This is a genomic window from Phyllobacterium ifriqiyense (assembly GCF_030817885.1).
GTDB lineage: Bacteria > Pseudomonadota > Alphaproteobacteria > Rhizobiales > Rhizobiaceae > Phyllobacterium > Phyllobacterium ifriqiyense.
Genome location: NZ_JAUSZT010000003.1, coordinates 1670141 through 1687041, shown reverse-complemented (window position 1 = coordinate 1687041; position 16901 = coordinate 1670141). Strand labels below are relative to the sequence as shown.

The window sequence follows — 16901 nt, the reverse complement described above, 5'->3', positions numbered from 1 at the left end:
CTAACCTCCCGATCAGTCAGTGTTTTTAACCACTAGACGCCACACTGCTGTCCCAATAACATGGATTTATGTCAATTGAGGACCTCGCATTGGGCAAAGATTCAAAAAAGAAATCAACATCATCCAAACCCGAGATCGCGACCCTCAAGCTGAAGATTGATGGCAAGAAGCGTAAGTTTGATATCAACAATCCAACATTGCCAGACTGGATTGATGATGGAGACCTGACATCGGGAGGCTTTCCTTACACCGAAAAAATGCCCAGCGATGAGTATGCGGAGACACTGGAGAAGCTCCAGATCGAGCTTGTAAAGATGCAAAGCTGGCTTCAGAAGACAGGCGGCCGCTTGATTTCGGTGTTCGAGGGAAGAGATGCAGCTGGCAAAGGCGGCACAATATTCAACTTGCGCCAATACATGAATCCGCGTTCTGCACGTAATGTCGCATTGCCCAAGCCAAGTGAAACCGAGCGAACACAATGGTATTACCAGCGCTATGTTTCGCATTTCCCAAGTGCAGGTGAGTTCGTGACCTTCGACCGCTCCTGGTATAATCGTGGCGGTGTAGAGCCTGTTATGGGGTTTTGCACGCCCGAGCAGCACGAGTCTTTTCTGGAGGAGACGCCCGGCTTCGAACGCATGATCGTTGCGGATGGTATCCACTTCTTCAAATTTTGGCTGGACATTGGCCAGACGATGCAGCTGAAACGTTTTCATGATCGCCGACACAGTCCACTGAAAAACTGGAAGTTTTCGCCTATCGACATTGCCGGTGCCGAAAAATGGGATGATTATACCAAAGCACGCGATAGCATGCTGGCGCGAACCCATACGGCATATGCACCTTGGACGATCGTCCGATCAAACGATAAACGTCGTGCGCGAGTTGCCGTCATACGGCGAATTTTGTTGAGCCTGCCCTATGCGGATCGTGACCTGGCGGTAATCGGCAATGAAGATTCCCTGATCATCGGAAACGGTCCAGATTTTATTTGAAAGAAATTGCCGAGTGGACGGGACGATGCGGCGTCTTTTCCCAAAGAAAAGGCGCGACATATAATTGCCAAAGCGCGCGCCACGCCGCCAAAGATATGAGCGCCCAATAGATTGGCAAGCCCGGTAATATCCAACCCGACATTTTCTCTTTTTCAGAGCCGCCCGGCCGAGGGAATGAAATGAGAGGAAACCCGAAACAATATTCATCAAATCAAAAATGAGGATGGGACCCGCAAAACCGGTACTCTTAACAAGCGTGATCATAAGCAGCATGTAGCTGACGAAAAGCACCATGAAGGGAAAGAGCAGCGCAGAACCCAAAACGCCTGCCGTCAGGACATGGTAAACCAGAAAGCGCTTTAATCCGGTCTGCTGGAGCATTTCCCTGGGTTGCCGCATCTCAACCAGCCATGTTTGCATCCAACCTTTCAACCATCGCGTTCTCTGTTTCAGCCATATTCCAACTTCGATTGGTGCATCCTCTGCTGTGGGCAGAGTGAGCATTTCGATGCGATATCCATGACGCGCAAACCTTGAACCCAACTCTGCATCTTCGGTGACATTGAAGGGATCCCAGCCTCCAACCTCCACCAGACACTCACGACGAAAATGGTTGGATGTGCCGCCGAGCGGAACCACAAATCGACCATCGGCCAGCCAAGGCAAGAGCCCTCTGAAATGCGCTGCATATTCAAATGCAAATTGCCGTGCGATCCAGCTGTCCCTTTCATTGGTAATGACGAGCGGGGCCTGAAGACACGCCAGCTTCCCGTCGGTGCTTTCTGAAAATCTTTGCCAAGCCTCGCGCAACTGACCGGGATGCGGGCGATCCTCCGCATCATAGATAACGACGTAATCGCCCTCCGCCAATTGCAGGCCATAATTAAGCGCTTTCGGTTTGGTTCGTGGGCCTGTGCAAGGCACGCAGATAATTTTGAAACTGGCGGGTAGCATTTCTTTTTCGAAGGCCCCGCGGGTGTGATAATCGTCCGTTTCGCAAAGGAACAGAACTTCAAGACGCGAGCGCGGCCAATCAAGCTGCTTCATCGCTTCTACAAGCTGAGGAACCACCTCAGCTTCCTTATACAGCGCCACCATAACGGTGTATTTTGGTAAGCTGCCGCTCGTACTCTTCATGAGTTGCACGGTTTGATTGGAGGCATGGCGGCCCGCCAGAAACCGCAAAAGAATACAGCCCATAAACAGCAGAGAGAAAAGAGCGTGAAATGCCTGCCAAAGCGAGTTCGGAGCGAGCATTGCGAGGAACAGGCAAACAGTAATTATCATTCCGATAATAACGCCTTGCTGACCGTCGGCCACGGTGCGAGCCGAATGTCTTGGACCATTCTCAAGCATATTAACAGCGTTGCGTGCTAGATGATCCGAATGCTTTGCCAGAAAAAACTGCGTCAGGCGTGCTGGGGAAATTATGTTGACGGGAGGACCCTCAACACTTCTATCGACAAGACCCTGCTTGATCCGGGCAATGGTTGAGAGCGTGGGTGCGGTATAAATCTTCAGCGTAAAGTCCGCAGTGACTCCCACGATATGCCGCCTGTGGCGCACATCCACAAATTCCGCGCCGCTTGGTGAGATAATATGAAGATCATCGTCTATGTTCTCAAAGACCAGACCTGCTTCCTCTGCGAGACATTGCGTGAGCAGCAAATGGTCTATGCCATTTACCGCGTAAAGTTCCTCGATAAATGACGTGCCGTTTTGACGATACCGCGTGAATGCCTCTACCAAGGCGGTTTTTGGCAGGCCCGCATAACAAAGCCGTGCTGCAATGGATGGCTCCAGACGGCGCTCCGTCATCGCAAACTCAATATCGCAAAAGGCTCATTCCGTGCCCACACATAGATACGAGAATAATCGTCTTTTGGTTGCATCGGAATATACCTACAATTATAAGTAATTATTGCTTTTTATAAAGCAATTATACAATAAATCACTATAATTGTTCAATATATACGCGGGTCAATAGTATTTTAGTCTATATACAACACTGCTGCGTGCAGCCCGCGCAATTATATAAACCTATGCGTTCAAATAGCGGTTTCGGTTTTCCGCCTTATGCGCTAGCCTCTGTGCAAATCAGTGCGTTCCGAGACCTCATGTATTTTCGATCTATCGTCACCTTTGTGTTGGGGCTTCTTCTGCTAATGATAGCGCAGACGGCTTATGCCGGGGATTTTCCCCACTATTGGGACGGACGCGAGCGGGTGTCCAAACCTGATCTGACGGCGGTCAAGCGCATCCGTTTTGTTACAACCGTCGACTACCCGCCATTTAATTTCATTGACAATACCGGCCGCATATCGGGTTTCAATATTGATCTGGCGCGGGCGATATGCGCCGAGCTTGATGTTACAGCGATCTGTCAAATAGAAGCGCGGCCATGGAACGAACTGCAGACAGCTCTGGAGAGCGGTGAGGCGGAAGCCATACTTGCCGGACTAAGACCTACGGCTGCGCTTAGGCAAAAATATGCCTTTACGGCACCATATATACGCTTGGTGGCGCGCTTTGTGACATTAAGAGACAATCAATTGAGCGACCCAATCGACAAAGTATTGGAAAGCAAGAATGTCGGCGTGATTTCAGACTCCGTGCATCAGGCGATATTCGCAGATTACTTTCCAAAAGCTCATTGGATTGGCTATCCCACACGCGATCTTATGCTCAAGGATCTTAAAGCAAAAAAGATTGATGCCGTATTTGGTGATGGTTCAGATTTGTCATTCTGGATCGGCAGCACCGATGCTGCAAACTGCTGTGTCTTTGCAGGACGCCCCTATACCGCCCCGCAATTTCTCGGCGACGGATTGATGATTGCTACAACGCTTCAAAACAATGACCTTGCCGAAGGCTTCAATTTTGCCCTGAAGTCAATGGAAGCAAAGGGTACGATATCGGAGCTGTATTTGCGGTATTTCCCCGTCGATTTTTATTAACGGCACCCTATAAGCGTAAAAAATCAATTCTGACCGGGCGCTGCAGGGACACATGCGATTGACGCGGGATATCTGCCGCCATAGTGTCCGCCCGCTCCACAATATAGCAGCAATACAGGATAAACGAATGACTTCGCGCCCAAACACCCATATCGAACTGACCCCCGAATTGATCGCGGCGGCAGCAGAGGCCAAAGCTTGGCCCTTCGAAGAGGCGCAGAAGATTGTCAAACGCTACCAGAAGACCGGATATCCAGAGACGGTTCTTTTCGAAACTGGTTACGGCCCTTCCGGCTTGCCGCATATCGGCACATTCGGTGAAGTTGCTCGCACTACTATGGTGCGGCATGCCTTCCGGGTTTTGACCAATGACACCGTGAAAACGAAACTTTTGTGCTTCTCCGACGATATGGATGGTATGCGCAAGATACCGGACAATGTGCCGGACCCGTCAATGCTGCAACCTCACCTGCATAAGCCGCTGTCATCGGTCCCTAATCCCTATGGCGGTGACTATAAGAGCTTCGCTGACCATAACAACGTCATGCTGTGCCGGTTTCTCGATACGTTCGGCTTCGATTACGAATTTGCCAGCGCAACTGAATATTACAAGGATGGCCGCTTTGATGAGGTCTTGCTGCGCGCCGTCGAACGCTATGATGACATAATGAAGGTCATGTTGCCGACACTTGGTGAAGAGCGTCAGGCAACTTACAGCCCATTCCTGCCAATTTCGCCAACAAGCGGGCGGGTTCTCTATGTGCCGATGAAGAAGGTCGACGCGAAGAACGGCACGATAACCTTTGACGATGAAAATGGTGAGGAAACGACCCTTTCCGTAACGGGGGGCAACGTCAAGCTGCAATGGAAGCCGGATTTCGGCATGCGTTGGGCAGCCCTTGGTGTTGATTTTGAGATGTTCGGCAAGGATCATCAAACAAATGCGATTATCTATGATCGTATTTGCGAGATACTGGGCGGACGCGCGCCCGAGCACTTCGTCTACGAATTGTTCCTCGATGATATCGGGCAGAAGATTTCCAAGTCCAAGGGAAATGGCCTCAGCATCGATGAGTGGCTGTCCTATGCTCCGACTGAAAGTCTGGGGCTGTACATGTTCCAGAAGCCGCGCACCGCAAAGCGCTTGTATTTTGATGTTATTCCCAAGGCTGTAGACGAGTATTTCACGTATCTTTCGGCCTATGAGCGGCAATCATGGAAAGACCGGCTGAATAATCCGGTTTGGCACCTGCACAGCGGTAATCCGCCAACCGTGGAAATGCCTGTGCCCTTTGCCCTGTTGCTCAATCTCGTCAGCGCATCCAATGCGGATAGCAGCAGCGTTCTTTGGGGATTTATTTCGCGCCACGCCGCAGGTGTTACGCCGGAGAAAAACCCAGAGCTCGACGCATTGGTGAGCTACGCCATTCGGTACTTCAACGATTTCGTCAAACCCACCAAGAAGTTCCGCATGCCCGATGAGGTAGAGCGGGTCGCGCTGCAAGAAATGTCGGAAAAATTGTCGACATTGCCGACCGGTGCCGATGGCAATACCATACAGAATGCAATTCTGGATGTTGCGCGTGCAATAGAGCGTTATCAGGATCACACCAAGAAAAGCCCGGAGGGTGGCCCCGGCGTCGCCGTATCGTTCTTCCAGATGCTCTATGAAGTTCTAATCGGTCAGGAACGCGGGCCACGTTTTGGTTCATTCGTGGCATTATATGGTATCGAGGAAACACGTGCTTTGATTGCTAAAGCGCTGGCTGGTGAGTTACTCTGATCGGAGTTCATTTGGAGACGTGAATGATTGACCATACCGGGATAATCGTCAGCGATTTCGAGCAGAGTAAAAAGTTCTACGCCAATACGCTGGCTACAATCGGATACACGTTGATTACCGAAATCCCGGCTTCGATCACCGGCCATGCCGACGTCGCCGGTTTCGGCGAAAATGGTAAACCTGATTTTTGGGTGATCAGCGGCACACCGAACAAGCCGCCCCTCCACGTGGCCTTTAGAGTGAACAGCCGCGATATTGTCGATGCTTTCCACAAAGCGGGATTAACAGCAGGCGGCAGTGACAATGGGCAACCCGGGTTACGGCTTCACTACCATCCAAACTATTACGCGGCGTTCATTCGTGATGCCGACGGGCACAATATCGAAGCCGTATGCCACCTGCCTTGAGACATTACTGTGGGGCGGGCGGAAACGGAGCGTCGGGAGAGGTAAGTGGCGGGGGTGCGACGGGATTTTCAATGATCTCGGGTGTTTCTGTCGGCTGAGGCAGCGGCAGTTCCGTGTCCGTTGGTAAGGATGGCGGCGCACTGCCGAACATACCAAGCTTTTGCTCCTGGGCTTTTTTCATCATCTCAACCGCAGGCGTACCGTCTTGGGCACGCGCCCAGCCATTTGACACGAGCCAATCGGCAATATCCATACTTCCCAGCTTGCATTCAGTTGCAATCAGTTCATCCGAGGGCTGCCCCGGTACGTTGCACTCGATTGCGCGTGAGCGCAGCCAATTGCGCAAGGCAGTGCGCGCAGCCATCCCACAGGGCCAATCAACGCCATCGGCATTGCAGGTTTCTTCAATAGCCGGCGCATTTATCCCCTTAAGTGAAATCTTGTATCCGGATACTTCGATGTCGCCTGCACTTGTCGCGACAGGCCGGTAAAGCAAGGCCGGTTTTGCGGTATCGTCCACTGCCACAGGTGCGGGGGGTGGAGCAGGAGGCGTAGCCTGACCGATATCGCTTAAAGGCTGGCGGGGAGCTATGCGCTCCAATGGTCCCACCTTCGTGGGAGCAGTGCCATCATCCGGATCCACCTGACGCAGAGGAAGCTGATCAATGGTTGATTGAGTCTCATCTTGTGGGGCTGGTTGATCCTGCTCTGGCGAAGCTCCGCTCTGCATTTCGGCCGGCAGCTCAAAATCCTCGACAGCAGCACTCACTTCCTGATCCGACGCAATGGTTGACTCAAGCGCTCCATGGAAGGGTGCAATGAAGGAATAAGCCAGCGCCAGCGCGACCAGACTGGTCAGGATATAGAGCGGTATCTGGCGCATGAGTGCGAATTCCTATTGGCTCGCCCAAAGGATACGCGCAATCCAATCAATATGGGCTGCGTCAAAAGTCCTGTTTGTATGCTCGGGATTCATTGACTGTAGTTCTATTGTCCGAGGCGTCTGACGTGAAAGAATTTTTGCCATGACTTCGCCGTCCTTGGTTCGAACAACCACACGGTCACCCCGCCTTATAGCTGCGCCGGGCGCCACGATGATTGTATCGCCATCCCGGTAAAGAGGCAGCATTGAGTCCCCCGACACTTCAAGCGCATAGACCGCATCGTCCGGCCCGATAGGAAATTCCACCACATCCCATCCCTGGCCGACAGGAAAGCCGCCATCGTCGAAAAATCCGCCTGCACCAGCTTGCGCGAAACCCAGAAGCGGGATGGATCGCATCGCTGCGCCAGCAGCATTGAATGCTTTTCCGTGCACTAGCGTCATGAACTCATCCAGAGAAGCGCCAGTTGCTTGCATGATCTTTGCCAGTGACTCGGTTGAGGGCCAGCGCGCGCGGCCATCCGCAGCATATCGCTTGGATTTGTTGAATGTCGTTGGGTCAAGGCCGGCACGCTTCGCCAATCCGGACACGGAAAGAGAATGACGTTGAGCCAGCGCATCGATGGCCGCCCATATGCGGTCATGTGAAAACATGGACATATCCAAGTAAAAGGAAAAAATACCTTGAACATGATTTTAAGCGGCATCTTAACAAAAGTCGAGAGAAATTACGGAAAACTTTCTTATTCCGCTTATTCAAACCGCCATTATTCTATTATTCTAGAAAAGGCGGGAACCGTTCAAACGGTCCCCGCCTTGATACTAGGCGGCTTTCTTTGTCTTTGCCGCAGGATAGGGATTGAAGCGCTCGTAAAACGTATCGCCCTTTTCAGCCATATCGAGCAAGAGCTTTGGAGCTTTGAATTGCGCTCCATATTTCCGCTGCAGACCTTTGGCGATCTCAACGAACTTCGCTGCGCCGATACCGTCAATATATGACAGCGTTCCACCCGTATAAGGAGCAAAGCCGAAGGCCAAAATGGAGCCAACATCTGCCTCGCGCGGATCGGTAACGATCCCCTCCTCCATCACGCGTGCCGCTTCCAGAGCGATCGTTACAAGGAAACGCTGTTTAAGCACTTCAACGTCGATCTTATCGGCATCCTGTTGCGGATAGAGTGTCTTCAACTCCGGCCACAAATGTTTTTTCGCAGGCTTGGCAGGATAGTCGTAGAAGCCCTTGCCATTTTTGCGGCCACGACGATCATATTTATCAACCAGCGTATTGATCAGCTCTACGTGACGCGGGTCGACCGCCTTGGGGCCAAGATCAGCAAGCGTCGCCTTCAGGATTTTCTGAGCAAGATCGATTGCCGTTTCATCGCCGAGAGCCAATGGGCCAACGGGCATCCCTGCCATGCGAGCCGCATTCTCGATCATTGCTGGAGGAACGCCCTCAATCAGCATGTTGTAGGACTCTGACATGTACCGCAGGACGCAGCGATTGACGTAGAACCCACGGGTATCGTTGACGACAATGGGCGTCTTCTTGATAGCGCGCACATAATCGAGCGCCACGGCAAGCGCCTTTTCGGAGGTTTTCTTGCCCATAATGACCTCCACCAGCATCATCTTGTCGACGGGCGAGAAGAAATGAATGCCGATAAAGTTTTTTGGCCGGACAGAAACTTTTGCTAGACCAGTAATGGGAAGCGTCGAAGTGTTTGACGCGAAAACAGCGCCGGGTTTAAGCACGGCCTCGACCTTTTCCGTCACGACCCGTTTCACTTCACGATCTTCAAACACCGCCTCGATAACAAGGTCAGCACCATCAAGATCGGCATAGTCCGACGAGGTGGTGATCAGGTCGAGCAACGCCTCTTTATCCTGAGCAGTCGCTTTGCCCTTCTGTACTTCCTTGGTAATCAGATCAGCAGAGTGAGCCTTACCCTTCTCCGCGGCTTCAACGCTTTGGTCGATAAGAACGACAGGAATGCCGGCTTTCGCGGTAACATAGGCAATACTTGCCCCCATGAAACCAGCGCCGACAACGCCGACCTTCTTGAATTTCGTGGGCTTCACATCGTCAGGACGGCGCGCGCCCTTGTTCAATTCCTGCAGGGAGATGAACAGCGAGCGGATCATCATGCTTGCTTCAGTGGTCTGCAAAATTTTCGTGAAGTAGCGCTGTTCGATCTTGAGAGCTGTATCGAAGGGGACGAGCAGACCTTCATAGACCGATTTCAGGATCGATGCGGCACCTGGATAATTGCCATAGGTTTCACGGCGCAAAATAGCCGTGGCAGCTGGCCACAGATTAGCACCGGCGGCAGAATAGATTGCCCCACCTGGCAGTTTGAAACCCTTTTCGTCCCAAGGCTGCACCGGCTTCAAGCCATCCTTGATCATCTTCTTGGCAGCTTCGACCAGTTTCTTGGCCGGAGCAATTTCATGCACCAATCCCATAGCCTTGGCGCGCGATGCAGTCAGGCTTGAGCCAGTTGTCATCATCTGCAAGGCATCTTGCTGATTGGTCAGGCGCGGGACGCGCTGCGTTCCGCCGGCACCGGGGAAAATACCGACCTTGACTTCAGGCAAAGCCATCTTGACCGAAGGATCGTCAGAAACCACGCGGCCATGGCAAGCGAGCGACATTTCAAAAGCACCGCCCATGCAAGTGCCATTGATCGCCGAAACCCAGGGCTTGCCCGATGTTTCGAGTTTGCGGAACAGCCCGCCCATTTTGCCTGTCGTTTCGAAAAGCAGCTCTACTGCTTTTTGAGGATCTTTTGCTTTCTCGTCCTGAAAGAGCTGGAACATGCGCTTGAGCATGGTCAAATCCGCACCGCCAGAGAACGTATCTTTGCCGGATGTTATCACAGCGCCCTTGATCGCAGCATCACCTGCAACCTTGTCGACGATGGCATCCAGTTCCTTCATGACCTCTTCTGTGAAGACGTTCATGGATTTGTCGGGCATGTCCCATGTGACGAGAGCAATACCATCTGCATCGACGTCGAATTTGAAGTTTGTATAAGTCATATTCTCTCTCCTCAAACGCGTTCGATGATGGTTGCAGTGCCCATGCCTGCACCGATGCATAGGGTTACCAGCGCGATATTCAGATCGCGGCGCTCAAGTTCGTCGAGAACCGTGCCAAGAATCATAGCGCCTGTTGCGCCGAGTGGATGGCCCATGGCAATCGCGCCGCCATTGACGTTGATCTTGTCACGCGGAATGTCGAATGCCTGCATGTAACGCAGAACGACAGCGGCAAAGGCTTCGTTGAGCTCAAACAGATCTATGTCCGAGATTTTCATCTTGGCGCGCTTCAACAGCTTCTCTGTCACATCGACAGGACCAGTCAACATCAGAGCCGGATCAGAACCTATATTGGCAAATGCTCGGATGCGGGCACGCGGTTTGGCCGATAGCGCCTTACCAGCATTCTTGGAGCCAAGAAGAACTCCAGCGGCACCATCAACAATACCGGATGAATTACCGGCATGATGCACGTGATTGATAGTTTCAACTTCCGGATGAGCCTGAATGCCGACAGCGTTAAAACCGCCCATTTCGCCGGGCATGACAAAGGAAGGATTGAGCGATGCCAAAGCCTGCATATCTGTTGTTGGACGCATATGCTCGTCATGGTCCAGGATTGTCAGACCGTTAACATCCTTGATGTTCAGGACGGAATTCTTGAAATAACCCTTCTTCCAGGCTTCGCCCGCACGCTTCTGACTCTCGACAGCGTATGCATCGACATCATCGCGGGTGAAACCATATTTCGTGGCGATAAGATCGGCCGAGACGCCCTGAGGCATAAAATAGCCCGGCAAGCCGACTGACGGATCCATATACCAGGCACCGCCGGACATGCCCATTCCGACGCGTGACATGGATTCAACGCCGCCAGCGATAACGATATCATCTGCGCCTTGCACAATCTTGGCCGCAGCAAAATTTACTGCATCGAGGCCGGAAGCGCAGAAACGCGATATCTGCATGCCTGGAGCTTTGAAATCATACCCGGCTTCAAAAGCGGAAGAGCGAGGGATAACAGCGCCAGCTTCGCCGACCGGATCGACGCAGCCATAAATGATATCGTCCACCAGGCCAGTGTCCAACCCATTGCGGTCACGCAAGGCTTCGAGAACATGCGCACCAAGGCGAACGGCAGGAACCTCATGCAGGCTGCCATCTTTCTTGCCCTTCCCACGCGGTGTGCGGACGTGATCGTAAATATATGCGTCGGCCATAATATACTCCCTGTTGCTACCGCAGACTCAAAGGCTGCGGGCGATCAAAAGCTTCATGATTTCGTTGGTGCCGCCATAAATCCGCTGGACGCGAGCGTCACGGAACATGCGGGCGATTGGATATTCATTCATATAGCCGTAGCCACCATGTAGCTGGAGGCACTCATCCACGACCTTGTTTTGCAGGTCTGTCAGCCAATATTTGGCCATCGAGGCTGTCACCGGATCAAGCCCGCCATTTACATGCCGCTCAACACAATGATTGTAGAACACCCGGCCTATCGTTGCTTCGGTTTTTAATTCCGCCAGCTTGAACTGGGTGTTCTGGAACTCGATCACAGCCTTGCCGAAGGCTTTACGCTCCTTCACATAGTCACTGGTAATTGCAATGGCGCGTTCCGCCATGGCAATGGCAGTACCGCCAATTTGCAACCGTTCCTGCGGCAATTGCTGCATTAGCTGGACAAATCCCTGTCCTTCTTCGGTGCCCAAAAGATTAGATGTCGGTACCCGCACCTCGTTGAAGAACAGCTCGGATGTATCATTGGATTTCAACCCGACCTTATCGAGGTTACGGCCACGCTCAAAACCCTCCTGCCCGTCAGTCTCAACAATCAGCAGCGAGGTACCTTTGGCGCCCTGAGCCGGATCAGTCTTGGCGACAACAATGACCAGATTTGCCAATTGACCATTGGTAATAAAGGTCTTTGAACCATTGATGACATAGTGATTGCCATCTTTCTTCGCGCTGGTCTTAACGCCTTGCAGATCGGAACCTGCACCGGGTTCAGTCATGGCAATAGCGCCGATCAATTCGCCAGTTGCCATTTTTGGCAACCATCTCTGCTTTTGCTCTTCTGAGCCATAATGCAGGATATAGGGTGCTACGATGGAATTGTGCAGGGCAATGCCAAAGCCATCGACACCGACATGGCTGATCGCTTCGAGAATGGCGCTTTCATGGGCGTAGGTACCGCCAGAACCACCATATTCCTCTGGCATAGAGGCGCAGAGAAGCCCGTTTTGGCCTGCCAGTTCCCATACGGAACGGTCAAAAATTTCCTGCTTTTCAAAGCGGTCATAATGCGGCAGGACCTCGGCCTCAAGGAATTTTGCGGCCATTTCCTGCAGCATGACGACGTCGTCAGTTTTCCATTCAGGCCTTGGAACACCCAACACGTCTTCTGGTCGCACACCCATGACAATCCTCCCGAGATTTGTTAAAGCAGGCCGCGCGACCGCGGCCCGTGGCTGCGTTGCATCAGCTTAGAATGCTTCTGCCGCAAGCGCCATCATTGTATCGGCTCCAGTCTGGATACGTGCCAGATGGGCAGAGGTCTCAGGCATTACACGTTCCATGAAATACTTGCCCGTGATCAGCTTGGTTTCGTAAAACGCTTTGTTTTCTGCGCCATCAGCCAATTTGGCATTTGCCGCCTTGGCCATCTGCGCCCACATATAGCCCAGCGACACCAAGCCAAAGAGATGCATGAAATCGGTGGATGCCGCTCCGGCATTGTCCGGATTGGCCATGCCATTTTGCATCAGCCACATGGCCGCTGCCTGCAGGTCATTGAGACCTTTTTTCAAATGCTTGGTGTAGAAGGCAAGCTTCTCGTCACCACGATTTTCTTCGCAGAAGTCGCCGACCTCCTTAAAGAAAGCCATGATAGCGCGGCCGCCATTGGCGCCAAGCTTGCGTCCGACCAAATCCAAGGCCTGAACACCGCTTGCGCCTTCATAGATCATGGCAATGCGTGCATCGCGGACATATTGGCTCATTCCGTGCTCTTCAATATAGCCATGGCCACCAAAAACCTGCTGTGCCATGACGGCATGCTCAAAACCCTTGTCCGTCAGAACGCCTTTGAGCACAGGGGTCATCAGGCTGAGAATATCGTCGGCCAACTGCTTTTCCGCTTCGTCTGCGGAGCGATGTGCAACATCGGATTTCAATGCAGACCAGAGAATGAAGGCCCGCCCTGCCTCGTTGAACGACTTGATCGTCATAAGGATGCGGCGCACATCAGGATGAACGATAAGTGGATCAGCCTTTTTATCCGGCGCTTTTGGACCTGTCAGAGAGCGGCCCTGAATACGCTCACGCGCATAAATGGCGGCGTTCTGATAAGCGATCTCGCCAATTGAAAGGCCCTGCAAGGCAACACCAAGCCGAGCTTCGTTCATCATGGTGAACATGGCGCGCAGGCCCTTGTTCTCGCCACCGATCAAGAAGCCCTTGGCTTCATCATAGTTCATCACGCACGTCGAATTGGCGTGAATTCCCATTTTCTCTTCGATGGAACCACAGGAGACGCTATTGCGGGTTCCCGGATTGCCATTATCGTCGAGATTAAACTTGGGGACAATGAATAGGGATATGCCCTTTACGCCCTCTGGCGCGCCTTCAATGCGAGCGAGTACCAGATGGACAATATTCTCCGCCATATCGTGCTCGCCAGCGGAAATGAATATTTTCTGCCCTGAAATCTTGTAAGAACCATCGCCATTTGGAACAGCTTTTGTGCGCAACAGTCCAAGATCAGTGCCGCAATGCGGTTCTGTCAGGTTCATGGTACCGGTCCAGGTGCCGTCAACCATCTTTGGCAGATAGGCTTGCTTTTGCTCATCCGTTCCGTGCGTAAGGATTGCGGCAATAGCCCCTTGCGTAAGTCCCGGATACATGACCAGCGCCATATTGGCAGAAGCCATATATTCACCAACCGCCACATGGAGCGCGTATGGCAGGCCCTGCCCACCGAACTCCTGGGGTACAGCCAATCCGACCCAACCACCTTCGCGATACTGATCAAATGCCTGTTTGAAGCCTTTCGGCGTTGTTACCGAACCATCGGCATTGCGTACACAGCCTTCCCGGTCGCCTGATTGATTAATCGGGAACAGGGTGTTTTCCGCAAGCTTTGCGCCTTCGCCGAGGATTGCGTCAACGATATCCGGCGACGCATCTGCAAATCCTTCAAGATTATTGTAACGCTCAAAACCCAGAACATCATTGAGAACAAAAAGCGTGTCTTCAACGGGCGCGCGGTAACTCGGCATAAGCTTCCTCCAAAACAAAAACGAGTAAAAACAGCACGCAGAGCATCCGTGCTGCCAATATTTCGTACTTCTTAGCAAATTTTGACGTTTCCGTAAACGTCAAAATTTGCGGGCACTGGCTTTTTTGAAACGGCAGAGCATGTACATCATGATTTGAAATGAACAATGCAAGATCAGAAATACGGATCACTTCGTGCGTGTATTGTCGAGAAAATTGGCAATGTAGACCAGAGGGGCATTCCAGTTGATCGTAATCTCGTTGGAGCCATAGGCTTCAATATCGTCAAGATAGCATCGCTGGGGAGCACAGCCGGCAAGCTTCTCCTTGGAAATATCATCAACAAGCGACGAGTTTGCGCCTCCCGCAAGAGAACCCGGCGGCGGATTTGGCAGGTCGGAATCAATTTGGTGAGCAAACCAGCGGCTATGCTGATTCTTTGAAAAAACCGTGCCGTATCCTGTAATATAAGAAATGTTCATGGCATTGCGGCCCAAAAGATAATCCATGCTTTCGCGAACGTTATCGAGATATTCCTGCTTATCGCTCAAATCGTAAGCAGCGGACACGACGATCATATTCTGCAGGATGATATGATTGCTCCCCCAATCATATCGGCCATTGTCGGGATGATATATTTGTCCGAATGGCTCTTTCTTCTGGAGTTCAATAAAATCCGCGGCAGCACCAATTACAGAGGTTCTAGCGTCATCCCCGTCCTCCCTTCCCAGCAGCTTGCTTCCGTAAAGAGCGAGGTGCAAACGAGCAAGCCCGGCAACATTCGCCCAGTCGAAGGCACCATGCCCGCCCCGGCCGAAGACGTCACCACGCCAGTGCGGCGAGCTTTTGATTGCGGAAAGATAGATCGTATCGCCCGTCGCAAGATAAAGTTCAGCGGCGGCCCAATAGAATTCGTCACTGACATCATCATCGCCATAGGCGCCACCGCCGTCGAAATTTGCCGATGGCGCAATAATATCAGGATGGCCTTGTGCGGCAGACCATGCCTGTTTTGCCGAGGTCAAAAGCCGTGTTGAAAATGTTTCGTCGTAATTCTTGAACACGCGGGAACCCTGGGCTGCGACGGCCGCCAGATTCAGAGTGGCTGCCGTGGAAGGAGCATAAAGTGCGCGCGGTTGCGGATCATTATGAGGCAGCATGGGCACACCGGTCCAACTTGTATCGTGAACCTTATGATGAACCATGCCAGCCAATCGCTCCTCATGCGGAACCACCATTTTCAGCATGAATTCCAATTCCCACCGCGCCTCATCGAGAATGTCCGGCACGCCATTGCCCTGCTCCGGCAAACGTGACCGCCTGTCGCTCAGGACTTTTTCGGCATTGCTGGCAAAGAGCTTTCCCCGCTCGACTGTGTCCATAAGCTGGGAAACAGCGATACCACCATTCACGACATACTTGCCTTGGTCACCTGCATCATACCAGCCACCCGTCACGTCGAGCTTGTAGCTGCAGTCCCATTTTAATTCGGTATAAAACTTTGCAGCGGCGTCGCGATCAAGACATGGAACAGATGTGTCGCCCACGTTCGGTGCAATGCCCAAATGTCCTGCGGGGCGCGCATAGAGTGATCCGGCAATATCCTTTCTGATTTCTGTGCCACTTCGGGCCAGATAAAACCAGGATTGCGCATCCACACTCAACCGATCATAGATATTGGCTTCAATGGAAAAAGCCGGGCTCGTGCTTTCGCCCACGACCAGATGATAGCCTTCGCCTGTCTTACGATAATTCGTGAAATCCGCCAGATGGGTTTTCAGTCCCGCCATCGCGTCGAAACCCATAGGCCTCGTCCTGCCCTGCAACACCGGTACATTTTCAGCATCCACAAGCTGAAATTCCAAAGGCGCATCTGACGGCGATATAATCGTCGCCAGCTTTGGTCCATCCGGCAAATAGCCAAGTTGGTTGGTGCGAATGGACAATTCATCTGCAAAGGCGACCGCTGATGCAATATGGGCAAATACCGCGACCAGCAGCAGCAATAAACAGCGATGTATCATTCAATATTTCTCCGCAGGATGCAGACTGCAATCGGTTATCTGAGCTTTCGCGCGTTGTATCAGATCACTGCCACGAAATTAGTCGTTATTTTAGCGCTTTAACCGGGGTCTTAACCACTTGTTTACCACGTTTCGCCAATGTCAACGCGACGGTGAACCGTGTCTATAAGTGATTTGTTTTTCACGGCTTGTCGGAACGCATGGGGCATGGGCCCCGGCTCTCCGGATTGGCCCCGACGCGCAACGCGGCCTCGGCTTTCCTTCGAGCATCCACAGTATAATTGCCAGGCAACTGGCGAGTTAATTTGAGCAGCAGACGTTCATGACGAACCAGAGGTCACTGATGGAACAGGTCAATGTCAATCGCGCCCGCCGCGATGCCACGTCGCTGGACAATCTCAATCGCACGCTCGAAGCACTCGAAAGCCAGTTGCGCAATGCCATGCGGCCCAAAGCGCCGGAAAACGAGCAGGACGGCAGTGATATTGCTGATCGCTTTGCTGCATTGGCTTCGCGCGCCGGCTTGGCATCA

At 52.3% G+C, this 16901-nt stretch carries 11 protein-coding genes and 1 pseudogene; 4 read left to right on the top strand and 8 right to left on the bottom strand.

Going from position 1 to position 16901, the window contains the following annotated elements; translation table 11 throughout:
* Nucleotides 1-89 precede the first annotated feature (89 nt).
* Nucleotides 90-995 (top strand): polyphosphate kinase 2, encoded by a 906-nt coding sequence (gene ppk2 / locus QFZ34_RS15810; protein WP_307282656.1) that lies wholly within the window; start codon nt 90-92, stop codon nt 993-995.
* A 261-nt stretch (nt 996-1256) separates the two neighbouring features.
* On the opposite strand, the pseudogene QFZ34_RS15805 reads toward ppk2, so the two are convergent.
* Nucleotides 1257-2132: pseudogene (locus tag QFZ34_RS15805) on the bottom strand (glycosyltransferase); the annotation flags it as partial.
* 980 nt (nt 2133-3112) lie between these two features.
* Here QFZ34_RS15805 and QFZ34_RS15800 point away from each other — a divergent pair.
* From QFZ34_RS15800 to QFZ34_RS15790, 3 genes are all read left to right on the top strand, one after another.
* Entirely contained in the window at nt 3113-3952 is an 840-nt protein-coding gene (locus QFZ34_RS15800) for a transporter substrate-binding domain-containing protein (RefSeq protein ID WP_307282651.1), read from the top strand.
* Nucleotides 3953-4079: 127 nt separating this feature from the next.
* Nucleotides 4080-5735, top strand: a complete 1656-nt coding sequence (locus QFZ34_RS15795; protein WP_307282648.1) for a lysine--tRNA ligase — start codon at nt 4080-4082, stop codon at nt 5733-5735.
* A 23-nt stretch (nt 5736-5758) separates the two neighbouring features.
* On the top strand, nt 5759-6142 hold the full coding sequence (locus tag QFZ34_RS15790) for a VOC family protein (protein ID WP_307282645.1): 384 nt from the start codon (nt 5759-5761) through the stop codon (nt 6140-6142).
* A gap of 4 nt (nt 6143-6146) precedes the next feature.
* Here QFZ34_RS15790 and QFZ34_RS15785 read toward each other — a convergent pair whose 3' ends face one another.
* The 7 genes from QFZ34_RS15785 to QFZ34_RS15755 all read right to left on the bottom strand — a co-directional run bounded on the left by QFZ34_RS15785 (nt 6147) and on the right by QFZ34_RS15755 (nt 16369).
* Nucleotides 6147-7025: a thermonuclease family protein gene (locus QFZ34_RS15785; protein WP_307282642.1), complete on the bottom strand. Its 879-nt coding sequence runs from the start codon at nt 7023-7025 to the stop codon at nt 6147-6149.
* Nucleotides 7026-7037: 12 nt separating this feature from the next.
* Nucleotides 7038-7679 (bottom strand): S24 family peptidase, encoded by a 642-nt coding sequence (locus QFZ34_RS15780; RefSeq protein ID WP_307282639.1) that lies wholly within the window; start codon nt 7677-7679, stop codon nt 7038-7040.
* Between the two features lie 168 nt (nt 7680-7847).
* Nucleotides 7848-10067, bottom strand: a complete 2220-nt coding sequence (locus QFZ34_RS15775) for a 3-hydroxyacyl-CoA dehydrogenase NAD-binding domain-containing protein (protein WP_307282637.1) — start codon at nt 10065-10067, stop codon at nt 7848-7850.
* Nucleotides 10068-10078: 11 nt separating this feature from the next.
* Complete coding sequence (locus QFZ34_RS15770; protein ID WP_307282633.1) at nt 10079-11287, bottom strand: acetyl-CoA C-acetyltransferase; 1209 nt, start codon at nt 11285-11287, stop codon at nt 10079-10081.
* 27 nt (nt 11288-11314) lie between these two features.
* Nucleotides 11315-12487, bottom strand: coding sequence for an acyl-CoA dehydrogenase family protein (locus QFZ34_RS15765; RefSeq protein WP_115051331.1), 1173 nt, complete (start codon nt 12485-12487; stop codon nt 11315-11317).
* A gap of 66 nt (nt 12488-12553) precedes the next feature.
* Nucleotides 12554-14347 (bottom strand): acyl-CoA dehydrogenase C-terminal domain-containing protein, encoded by a 1794-nt coding sequence (locus QFZ34_RS15760; RefSeq protein ID WP_115051332.1) that lies wholly within the window; start codon nt 14345-14347, stop codon nt 12554-12556.
* Nucleotides 14348-14533: 186 nt separating this feature from the next.
* The gene (locus QFZ34_RS15755; RefSeq protein WP_307282626.1) at nt 14534-16369 is read right to left on the bottom strand and encodes a glycoside hydrolase family 9 protein; all 1836 of its coding nucleotides are present in this window, start codon (nt 16367-16369) and stop codon (nt 14534-14536) included.
* Nucleotides 16370-16901: the final 532 nt, after the last annotated feature.